This window comes from Methanobrevibacter sp. (assembly GCF_051877095.1).
GTDB lineage: Archaea > Methanobacteriota > Methanobacteria > Methanobacteriales > Methanobacteriaceae > Methanocatella.
Genome location: NZ_JBJEIO010000008.1, coordinates 1 through 9,645, shown reverse-complemented (window position 1 = coordinate 9,645; position 9,645 = coordinate 1). Strand labels below are relative to the sequence as shown.

Here is a 9,645-nt window from a genome sequence, read left to right as displayed (position 1 = left end):
GTTTGTGTACTATGGTTTTTTCTATGGGAATTTCATTTCGCTGCAAGCTCATTATATTCATAAACTTTCAATATTATTTTGTTCATATAACTATTTTTAATTTGTTGGAATTATATTTTTGAATTTATTCCGCAATTCTTGAATGTGGATAAAAGGATTATAAAACATGAATTATACGGATTTTTTAAGTTTATTGTGGATTTGAGTCTATTTTTAAGAAATAGTTAAATATTATTTTTTATATAATTATTATTGTCGTATCATTTTGTGACCAATGCCTTCGGTCCTTTTATGAGGAAAGTTGATACTGTCTATGATTAGAAGAAACCCAGCATTGGATAGGCTGCCAGTTTCGAGGGTTACTCGAGGAGCGAAGGGTATTCTAGCAATGATTCAAGAGAGTTAGTATACTGGCAACACTCATCAAAGTATTTATTACTTATCAAATGCTCTTGGTAAAAACAGATTTTATATAGGAGTAATAAATATGCGTATGCACGAAAAAGAGGGGATACTTTTAAGAAGTTTCTTCGATGAGTGAGGCCTTAAAGATGTGTGAAAGCTACGCCATTGCCGTTGTTTTGTATTCAAGATACCATACCAGTCTACAAGCTGTTAGAAGAAGCCGAAAAGAAAGAGAGAAGAAGTTAAATGGAAATATTCAAAATTGAGGTCCAGACTTCTGGCATTCAGAAACCATCTGATGAAAAAAGGACATCTTGGAACTACAGTCAAAAAATTATGTCCGTGTCATGATGATGTAGTTTCGTCTTGGAGATTGAGAATACAAAAAACTAACAAGTAATTCACTACCTTTTCAAGTCCAGAGTCCACAGTAGTAATTCACTACTTGTGATAGATGAGAGGGAAATTACAAATCCAACTCCTCTTTTTAATATCAGTTCCACTCACCTGAACAATACCTTCGGTGAAATCAACAACAAACTGGACCTTGAGAATGCAGGATTATATAACAGGTTCCGTTTCCACATGCTGAGGAAGTTTCATGCAAGCCAACTTTATAATGACGATTTGAGCATGGATGAAATCTATGAGCTTCAGGGCAAAGGAAATGATCAGACCAGAACTTATTTCATGGAAGACCCTTTGTGCTTAAGGGAAATATATTGAGCATATGGGGGTCTGGTCACAATCAACCTTGATGTTGAAAAGTTATCCATCAAATCTCCGGAGTTTCAGGCAATGGGGAGTAAGAATCAGAAATTGAGTGCTTAACTGGATGGTCTTAAGGGTGAAAGTGATTATATCAAAAGAGCTTTAAGAAATACGATGTAAATTTTTTTCTATTTTTTATTTTTTTACATTTTTTTAACTGCAACTTTTCAACATGATGATTACATCATGAGTCGTATTGTAAGTTTTTCTAGTTTTTTTTTCATATTTCTTTTTGTTTGTAAAACAAGAACTATGAAAATAAGAGAATTAAAAAAAGTAGAAATGAAGTTTAATGATATTAAATTAATCTTAATTAGATTATAATCTTGATAATAGCTTAAATTGATTTTTCATGTTTCTGATTGACAAGTATTAACAATATATAAATGCAATCATATTATCAACCACATAGGATAATAATATGCAGGATATTTTGAGTTATACATTCTTATTATTTCATCTTCATCGTCAACAAATTTTCTTGCAGTTTTTTCATCATCACGGAAAACTTGATTAAGAAGTATACAATATCTTTAATATACTCATCAATATTATTGTTGTAGTCTCTAAATTCCTCCATATAATTGGCCATTTATTATTTCAAATGAATACTTCGTTTTCTTATAATATTTTTCTAAAAGTTTGGTGAATTCTTTATTATATTTTTCATTTTTAAAATGGGTTAGTTCAATTACTGAATTTTCTGTCTTTTCTGAAAATTCCTTTTTAGCATCTTCATAAACAATTACTTGAGTCATAATGCTCCTATCCATATTAACTACATAAACTCAGATTCTAAAGCAATAGCTGCTGCATTATATGGGCCAGTAAATTTTTGTTAGTGGAATTAAACTTCTTGCATCATTGTCAAAGTTATCATAATATTGTATGATGAATTTAACTAATATGTCCAAGTCCATTAGAATTATAGGTATTTCAGACCGTTCTGCTTCATATTTGGCATCTGTGGTAAATCCACCAGTTGAGAAATATATGCCACGGTTTGTTTTCTTTAATGCTCCTTTAAAACTCCTAATAGCTTGTGAACCCATTGAAGTATTGGGTCTGTGTTTTACTTCAACAAGAATAACTGGATCTTCTAAACCTAAACCATCCGGAGAAGCCATTATATCTCTTCCACGGTCTGCACCTCTTGGTGAAACAATAGTCTTATATCCCATTGCACGTAGCAAGCCTGCAACCAAATCCTGCATTTCATAAGGATCCAATTTGTTGACTTTATCTTTAATGAATTCAATTGATTTATCTTTAATATCTTCTTTTAATATAGAAACATCTTCATGTTCACTTTCTCCCCCATATTCCTCAGTAATAGGTTTTTTATTATTAAGAACATTAAGAATGTCTTCTTCAGCTTCATCATTAATATTGAACAATGTAGATATTGCACCTAAAGTGTTTTTAGTTGAAACAGACAGCTTATCTCTGGAGACTTCACCTAACCACTTAACATCACGAGTATCATTGTGTCCACAATAATCTTTATCTTCATCTTCCATATCTGTGCTATAATAGTAATCTGAAGTTATCTCGCCAACCATATATTTACGGCTGGATGGATTATAAGATAAAACATAATCTCCTTTTTTAATCATGTGTCTGAATTTGATTACCTGTGAAGATGCAATACCTAAAGTATATTTGCTTTCATCAGGATATGTCTCCTGCATAATTCTTTTAATATCATCAACACTTTTATCTTGAAGGTCACCAAGACCCCATCCAAGAGCAACGATATTTCTCTTTTTAAATTCATCTATAAGAAAAGCATCTTTACCAGCTCTGACCATCCACATATTTTTCATGACAAAATCACCTATAGATTATTTTATTAATTAAAAATTATTTTTAGTAATATGTTAATAATAGTTATGTTATTCATTTTAAATATAATTTTTAAAATAAATGTAATATTTTTTTATTAGCTCATTATATAAAACAAGTAATAAAATTTTTGAAAATATGGTGTAAAAATAAAAGAAATAAAAGTATAAGATATCCTGATGTTTCATGCAACTTTTTCAATTTTGGTATTAACAATAATCAATTAGTTTAATAATTAATAAAATCAATGCTTTATTTTAGTTGTCTTTGTAAAATAAGGTGTGGATAAATTTTTTTGGTAAAAGATACTGGTTTTCTAGCACTTCATGATTTTGGAAGCAATATTATATTGTACTGATAATATTGATTAATAATGTTTTAGAATGTGGATTATTTTGCAAAGAAAAGTAAATTTTAAAAAATCCTGATTACGTAGGGTTTTGTTTGTGTAGGTTGTTTTGATGAAAACAATAGCATGACTTTAGTGTAATGTCCGCTCTAGCAGTGCTGTAAAGAACTGTTATTTATTATATGGGAAAAGTATATTTACTTTTTATTTTAATTTATTAATTATATTTTATATTAATGACCTGTTTCAGTTTAGAATCTATTGGATTTCCAAATCTTTTATTTTACAGTAAACTGCTCCAATACCGAGATATTGGGTTACAAATATTAAAAATGAAAGAAACATGTCAATTATTAAATCAATGAATGTGAATGTTAGATTATATGATAGCAAATAAGATAAAATCACTATAGTCAGAATAATCCGAGTATATTCTTTTGCATAATTTTTCCATCCTAAAATATCAATGCTCTTTTTAATTGACAGTAAATTTAAAGCTGGCAATATGCTTTTAGTGTCTGCCAATTTGGCCAAGGCAATTTCCATGAAAAATGAGAACATGTAAAATACAATAGCTCCTAAAAAAACAAACAATATTGTGCTTGTAGGATCATGATTGAACAACATGTTTATAGTATCTGGCCAATTCAACAAGAGTTCTTCCAAATCAAATGCTGGAAAACCCAATGGGAAACATATAAATCCCAAAATAAATCCCTGAATGAGAATATAACTTGATGTAATAATTCTAGATTTAACTCCTAGTGAAAAAATTTCTTTAATGATAATTTTAGGTAACTGTTTTCCATGGTTAATTCTGCTTTGTGTAATTGTCATTCCATAACCTGATACAATAATGGAAATTAAAATTTGAAGTAGTATTCCATCATAATAATCACTGTTTTTCCAGATGTAATTTCGAATCAGAGATGAAACAAACAATAGTGCAAAAAGGAATAGGAGAAAACCTTTATTATAACTGCAATACTCCCAAACCTTTTTTATTATAACATGTGGCATAGTTATCTCCTATATTAATATTAGATTCATGCTAATTTAAATATTCTGTATTGATTATGTGATGGATATTTAATATTTAATCATGGATTAAATGGTTTAAAATTTAGAATCATATGTCTCTTTCAAAAGTTTTTTATAGTATATACAAACATTTATTAATGTTAATAAATATAATTAATCTTAATATTCATATTAACCTAAGGTTAAATTTTAACTATGGTTTTTGTTTTAATTTGCGCAAATCATTTTAATCCAATCATGAATATTATATCCTACATAAAAGAGAGGATATTTTGAGTAGAGGAAAAAGACCAAAGTGGATGATTGAAATAGCTGAAGAAAGAATGGAAATTCTTTTTAACCGTGCAGAGATGGAGTTCATCAACCATCCTGAAAGATCCAATAGATATGTGGAACTTGCATTAAAATTATCTACTAAATATAATACTAAAATTCCTGAAAAATGGAGTAGGAGATATTGTAAAAAGTGTAAAAGTTTCCTCTCACTTGGTCGTAATTGCACCGTCCGGCTAGTTAATTCTGAAGTTAACATTTTTTGTGGTGAATGCGGTCAGGTAATGAAAATTCCATATCATAAGGAAAAAAAAGATAAAAGGAGAGCAAAATATGAGTCAATCAAAAAAAGAAATGATGAATAGAGCTCTTTCCGCTATGACAATTAACATTGGTAAAAATGGTATTAATGAAAATATCATTGAAGAAATTAAACGCCAACTTACTGCTAATGAAATTGTCAAACTTAAATTTGCAAAAAATATCGCTAGAGATAAAGATAAATTTATAGATGATGTTGTCTCTCAGACTAGAGCTAAGCTTATTGATGTTAGAGGGCATGTCGCTGTAATTTATAAAAAAAAGCCTTAAACATTATAAATTTAGAGTTACGGACCCTATTTTTTAGGTCTTAAATTTACAGTGGATTAAGTTACAATTATTTAATAGAATATTGGAGAATTAATATGACTACTGTATTTGATGTACCTGCAGATTTATTAATTGAAAAAGTCGCAGATGAATTTAAAAATAATGATAAAATCAATTCCCCTGCATGGTCCAATTTTGTTAAAACTGGTGTTCACAAAGAAAGAAAACCAGAAAACATAGATTGGTGGTATGTAAGGGCTGCTTCCATTATAAGAAGAGTATATATGGATGGTCCGGTGGGAGTTATGAGTTTAAGAACTTTCTACGGTGGTAAAAAAGACCGTGGTGTACGTCCTGAAGTATTTAAAAAAGGTAGTGGATCTATTGTTAGAACCGCATTACATCAATTAGAAGATGCAGGACTTGTTGAAAAAGTTGAAGGTGGAAGAGTTGTTACTCCAGCAGGAAGATCATTTTTAGATAAAATTTCTGCTGAAATCATTAAAGATGTTCCTGGTCTTGAAAAATACTAATTATATTTTGGAGAGTTTGATATGAGCGATTTAGATGAAATTCGTCAAAAAAGAATGGCTGAATTACAAGCTCAACAAGCTGCTATGCAGAATCAAGCACAACAACAGGCTATGGCTCAGGCACAACAGCAAGAAGCAGAAGCAAAATTTGAATCTCAGAAAAAACAAATTATTGCTCAGATTATGACTTCTGAAGCTCGTAATAGGTTATCTAATCTTAAATTAACTAAACCTGAACTTGTTAATCAAATTGAACTTCAATTGATTCAGTCAGCTCAGGCTGGAAGTTTAAGAGGAAAAGTAACTGATGAACAGCTTAAAGTTCTTTTAAGGCAAATTGCTGGTCAAAAAAGAGAAATTAAAATTACAAGGAAATAATATTGATGAATGTTGGAGTATTATATAGTGGAGGTAAAGATTCATCTTTTGTAGCAGTAATGCTTAAAAGATTAGGTCTTAACGTAGAACTATGCACTGCAAACTTTGGTGTTTACGATTCATATATTCCAGCAAGTAAATCTGCTGAAGCATTAGGTTTCAAACATAATGTCTTAAAAATGGATTATGACATTTTAGATAAAACTTGTGACATGATTATGGATGATGGATTTCCAAATGATGGAATTAAATTTATTCATGCTCAAACTGTCGAAAAGCTTGCAGATGATTTTGATATTATTGCAGATGGGACAAGAAGAGATGATAGAACTCCTAAATTGAATATTAATCAAATTAAAAGTCTTGAAGATCGTAAAGATATTCAGTATATTAATCTTGATAGTTTTGGACACAAATCTGTTAAGTTAATAACTTCAAATTTGTTTGAAATATCTCATGAGAAATCAAATAAGGATAATAGTTCAGATTTTGAAGTTGAGATAAGGACTTTGATTGATAAAAAAGGAGGAAATTCATTAGATATATTCCCAGAACATTATCAAACTCGTGTTATTGGATATAAAAAATAATTATTATATGTATTACAGGTGAGAAAATGAGTAGAAATAAACCATTAGCTAAAAAATTAAGAATGGCAAAAGCAAACAAACAAAATAGGAGAATTCCAATCTGGGCTTATGCTAAAACTAACCGTAAACTTAGATACAGACCAAAACCTAGACATTGGAGAAGGAATAGTCTTAAATTATAATGAGGGGTTATTATGGAAAGAGTTTACACAATTCCACTTAGAAATGTTAAAGAAATTAAAAGAACTATCAGAGCTCCTAGGGCTATCAGAGAAGTTAAAAATTTCTTAACTAAACACATGAAAGCTGAAGAAGTCAAAATTGATGAATCAATCAATCATGCTATTTGGGAAAGGGGTATCCAAAAAATACCTTCTAAAATCACTGTAAAAGCAGTTAAAGATGATGATGGTGTTGTAACAGCTACTTTAGCAGAATAGCTTTGTTCACTACCATACTATTGAGTAACATGAGGTAACAATATGTTAAAAAGAGTAGATATCGTAGGAAATCCAAACATTGGTGTTTTTATCCTAGCAACTGATGACTTTGTTATTGTTCCTTATAATCTTTTAGATGAAAAAGCTGATATTATTAAGGAAGCATTGGACGTTGATGTTATTAAATCATCTGTTTCTGGATGTAGTCTTATAGGATCTTTAGCTGTAGCTAATTCAAAAGGAATGGTTGTTTCACCACACGTATTAGATAGGGAAATTAAACAGTTTGAAGATTTAGGTATTAATGTCGCTACTGTACCTGGTCAATACACTGCATTAGGTAATATTGTTGCAGCAAATGACAAAGGTGCTATCGTAAGTCCATTTTTATCCAAAGAAGCAATTAATATTATTGAAGAAACTTTAGATGTGAATGTTGAATCTACTTCTATGGTTGGAAGTGACATCATTGGATCAATGATTCAAGTTACAAATAAAGGATTTTTAATAAGTTCAAATGCTGTTCAATCTGAAATTAGTTTTGCTCAAGAAGTATTTGGTGTGGAAGGAAATATTGGTACTGTTGGAAGAGGTATTTCTTTAGTTGGTGCTTGTTCTATTGCTAATTCAAAAGGGGCAATTGTCGCTAAAGATAGTACTGGTCCAGAAATGGCTAGAGTTGAAGAAGCATTAGGCTTTTTAGATGATGATTTTTAATTAATATATCTTGAGGGATTTTATATGATAACAAAAATTTACAGAGTTAAAGGTACTTTTGTAATGGGTGATGAATATCATAAATTTACTAAAGAATTCAAAGCTACTTGTGAAGCAGATATAGAAGAAAAAATATACGAACGTTTCGGAAGTAAACACAGAATTAACAGGAACCAAATTTCTATTGCAGAAATCGTAGAAATTGCTCCTGAAGATGTCGTTGACCCAATTGTAAAAGAAATTTTATAGACACTTTTGAAGGTGTTACTATGGAAGATCAGCAAAAATTAAACAATCTTCTTAATGAAATTAATGTATATAGACAACAAGCTGAGTTAATTCAACAACAAATTGAATTAATTAGGAATTCTATGGCTGAAGTTGAAGCATTATTTTCTACTTTAGATGATATTGAAGGTAGAGAATCTGTTGAAGCTTTCGTACCTGTTGGTGCTGGTTCATTTGTTAAAGGAGAACTTAAAAGTACTGATGAAATTATTGTAAGTATTGGGGCAGGGCTTGCTGTTAAAAAAGATGCTGATGGTGCTCGTGAAATCTTAAACGGGCAAAAAGAAGACTTAACTGATAGTTTAGACAAAATGTTAGCTAATTTACAACAATGTACTGATATTATAGGCAGTCTTCAAGCACAAGCTGAGCAAATTGCAGCAGCTGCTCAAGGAAAAATGACCCAAATGGGATAATTTTTCCAACTTATTTTTTATTTTTTATTCGCTTTTTTTTCACAAAGATATTGTGTGTATTTTTTTTCATTTTTTTATACAAAATAACTAAAATTCTTATTTTTTTAAATATTATAAGAAATATAACTATTAATAATTAAAATTTTTAACTAACTAAAAGGTTGGGTTAATTTTGTTTGAATCATTAAAAAAGAAATTTTCACGTACAAGTGAAAAGTTAGAAGAAGAGCTCATTGAAGAAGCAGAAAAAGAAGATAATCTTAAAGAAGAATCTGGTAAAAGGTTCTCTTTCTTTTCATTTGGTAGAAAAAGAAAAGAAAAAGTAGAAGAAGATGAATTTAATTTAATTCCTGAAGCAGAAGAAGTTAAAGAAGAATCTAACATGGAAGAAATTGAAGGGGGAGAAGATGAAGAACCTGAGATAGAAAATGTGGAAGAGGAAGTGATTATAGAAGATATTAAAGAACCTGTTAAGGAAGATAAAGAAGAATCAAAAATCACTGAATCATCTAGCGAAGAGAATATTTCCGAGGATGTTGAAGAGTTAGATGATGAAGAAGCTTCTGAAAAGGTCAAAGAAGAGAAAAAAGGGTTATTTAGTAGACTAAAACAATCATATACTAAAGAAGATTCAGCTGAAGAAGATGTTGAAGAAACTCCTGAGGAAGAGGATGTTGTTGAAGATCATCCTGAGGAAGAGGAGAAATCTCACTTTTGGAGCAGAAATAAAGATAAAAAAGAAGATAATTCTGTTGATGGTGAAGCTACTGGAGGATTATTCTCTTTTGTCCGTGAAAAAACTATTCAAGAAAAACATGTAGAAGATATCTTGTTTGAACTTGAGATGGAACTCTTACAAGGGGATGTTGCAATGGAAGTAGCTACTGAAGTTGTGGAAAGTGTAAAAGAAGATCTTGTAGGTAAAAAAATCAAAAGAAGTAATGATATTACTGAATATACATTTTTAGCACTAAAAAATGCAGTATCTGATATTATTAGTATTCCAGG

15 protein-coding genes are annotated in these 9,645 nt (G+C 30.0%); 12 read left to right on the top strand and 3 right to left on the bottom strand.

Going from position 1 to position 9,645, the window contains the following annotated elements; genetic code table 11:
* Positions 1–852: 852 nt before the first annotated feature.
* Positions 853–1,131, top strand: coding sequence for a hypothetical protein (locus ACI389_RS05940; RefSeq protein ID WP_439780619.1), 279 nt, complete (start codon positions 853–855; stop codon positions 1,129–1,131).
* A gap of 611 nt (positions 1,132–1,742) precedes the next feature.
* Here ACI389_RS05940 and ACI389_RS05935 read toward each other — a convergent pair.
* The 3 genes from ACI389_RS05935 to ACI389_RS05925 all read right to left on the bottom strand — a co-directional run bounded on the left by ACI389_RS05935 (position 1,743) and on the right by ACI389_RS05925 (position 4,390).
* A complete protein-coding gene (locus ACI389_RS05935) occupies positions 1,743–1,949 on the bottom strand; it encodes a hypothetical protein (protein WP_439780618.1) in 207 nt (68 codons plus the stop codon).
* A 42-nt stretch (positions 1,950–1,991) separates the two neighbouring features.
* Positions 1,992–3,002 (bottom strand): restriction endonuclease, encoded by a 1,011-nt coding sequence (locus ACI389_RS05930; protein WP_439780617.1) that lies wholly within the window; start codon positions 3,000–3,002, stop codon positions 1,992–1,994.
* Between the two features lie 626 nt (positions 3,003–3,628).
* Positions 3,629–4,390: a DUF4013 domain-containing protein gene (locus ACI389_RS05925; protein ID WP_439780616.1), complete on the bottom strand. Its 762-nt coding sequence runs from the start codon at positions 4,388–4,390 to the stop codon at positions 3,629–3,631.
* Between the two features lie 293 nt (positions 4,391–4,683).
* On the opposite strand from ACI389_RS05925, the gene ACI389_RS05920 reads away from it, so the two are divergent.
* The 11 genes from ACI389_RS05920 to ACI389_RS05870 all read left to right on the top strand — a co-directional run.
* Positions 4,684–5,049, top strand: a complete 366-nt coding sequence (locus ACI389_RS05920; protein ID WP_439780615.1) for a ribonuclease P protein component 4 — start codon at positions 4,684–4,686, stop codon at positions 5,047–5,049.
* Positions 5,018–5,275, top strand: coding sequence for a YhbY family RNA-binding protein (locus ACI389_RS05915; RefSeq protein ID WP_439780614.1), 258 nt, complete (start codon positions 5,018–5,020; stop codon positions 5,273–5,275). Before ACI389_RS05920 ends, ACI389_RS05915 begins: the two co-directional genes overlap by 32 nt.
* 95 nt (positions 5,276–5,370) lie before the next feature.
* On the top strand, positions 5,371–5,808 hold the full coding sequence (locus ACI389_RS05910) for a 30S ribosomal protein S19e (RefSeq protein ID WP_439780613.1): 438 nt from the start codon (positions 5,371–5,373) through the stop codon (positions 5,806–5,808).
* A gap of 21 nt (positions 5,809–5,829) precedes the next feature.
* Positions 5,830–6,186, top strand: coding sequence for a DNA-binding protein (locus ACI389_RS05905; RefSeq protein ID WP_439780612.1), 357 nt, complete (start codon positions 5,830–5,832; stop codon positions 6,184–6,186).
* A 5-nt stretch (positions 6,187–6,191) separates the two neighbouring features.
* Positions 6,192–6,776, top strand: a complete 585-nt coding sequence (locus tag ACI389_RS05900) for a DUF7411 family protein (RefSeq protein WP_439780611.1) — start codon at positions 6,192–6,194, stop codon at positions 6,774–6,776.
* A 26-nt stretch (positions 6,777–6,802) separates the two neighbouring features.
* Positions 6,803–6,958, top strand: a complete 156-nt coding sequence (locus tag ACI389_RS05895) for a 50S ribosomal protein L39e (RefSeq protein ID WP_004032463.1) — start codon at positions 6,803–6,805, stop codon at positions 6,956–6,958.
* Between the two features lie 12 nt (positions 6,959–6,970).
* Positions 6,971–7,216: a 50S ribosomal protein L31e gene (locus tag ACI389_RS05890; RefSeq protein ID WP_178786903.1), complete on the top strand. Its 246-nt coding sequence runs from the start codon at positions 6,971–6,973 to the stop codon at positions 7,214–7,216.
* A gap of 42 nt (positions 7,217–7,258) precedes the next feature.
* Positions 7,259–7,933 carry a translation initiation factor IF-6 gene (locus tag ACI389_RS05885; protein ID WP_439780610.1) on the top strand — a complete coding sequence of 225 codons (675 nt, stop codon included), beginning with the start codon at positions 7,259–7,261 and terminating at the stop codon, positions 7,931–7,933.
* A 24-nt stretch (positions 7,934–7,957) separates the two neighbouring features.
* A complete protein-coding gene (rpl18a, locus tag ACI389_RS05880) occupies positions 7,958–8,182 on the top strand; it encodes a 50S ribosomal protein L18Ae (protein WP_439780609.1) in 225 nt (74 codons plus the stop codon).
* 20 nt (positions 8,183–8,202) lie between these two features.
* Positions 8,203–8,637 carry a prefoldin subunit alpha gene (gene pfdA / locus ACI389_RS05875; RefSeq protein WP_439780608.1) on the top strand — a complete coding sequence of 145 codons (435 nt, stop codon included), beginning with the start codon at positions 8,203–8,205 and terminating at the stop codon, positions 8,635–8,637.
* Positions 8,638–8,809: 172 nt separating this feature from the next.
* The coding region (locus ACI389_RS05870) for a signal recognition particle receptor subunit alpha (protein ID WP_439780607.1) at positions 8,810–9,645 on the top strand (836 nt) is incomplete at its 3' end.

Bases quoted from the DNA above. Each gene is read 5' to 3' on its own strand.
- ACI389_RS05935 (WP_439780618.1), bottom strand. From the start codon at position 1,949: ATGGATAGGAGCATTATGACTCAAGTAATTGTTTATGAAGATGCTAAA.
- ACI389_RS05930 (WP_439780617.1), bottom strand. From the start codon at position 3,002: ATGAAAAATATGTGGATGGTCAGAGCTGGTAAAGATGCTTTTCTTATA.
- ACI389_RS05925 (WP_439780616.1), bottom strand. From the start codon at position 4,390: ATGCCACATGTTATAATAAAAAAGGTTTGGGAGTATTGCAGTTATAAT.
- ACI389_RS05915 (WP_439780614.1), top strand. From the start codon at position 5,018: ATGAGTCAATCAAAAAAAGAAATGATGAATAGAGCTCTTTCCGCTATG.
- ACI389_RS05910 (WP_439780613.1), top strand. From the start codon at position 5,371: ATGACTACTGTATTTGATGTACCTGCAGATTTATTAATTGAAAAAGTC.
- ACI389_RS05905 (WP_439780612.1), top strand. From the start codon at position 5,830: ATGAGCGATTTAGATGAAATTCGTCAAAAAAGAATGGCTGAATTACAA.
- ACI389_RS05900 (WP_439780611.1), top strand. From the start codon at position 6,192: ATGAATGTTGGAGTATTATATAGTGGAGGTAAAGATTCATCTTTTGTA.
- ACI389_RS05895 (WP_004032463.1), top strand. From the start codon at position 6,803: ATGAGTAGAAATAAACCATTAGCTAAAAAATTAAGAATGGCAAAAGCA.
- ACI389_RS05890 (WP_178786903.1), top strand. From the start codon at position 6,971: ATGGAAAGAGTTTACACAATTCCACTTAGAAATGTTAAAGAAATTAAA.
- ACI389_RS05885 (WP_439780610.1), top strand. From the start codon at position 7,259: ATGTTAAAAAGAGTAGATATCGTAGGAAATCCAAACATTGGTGTTTTT.
- rpl18a (WP_439780609.1), top strand. From the start codon at position 7,958: ATGATAACAAAAATTTACAGAGTTAAAGGTACTTTTGTAATGGGTGAT.
- pfdA (WP_439780608.1), top strand. From the start codon at position 8,203: ATGGAAGATCAGCAAAAATTAAACAATCTTCTTAATGAAATTAATGTA.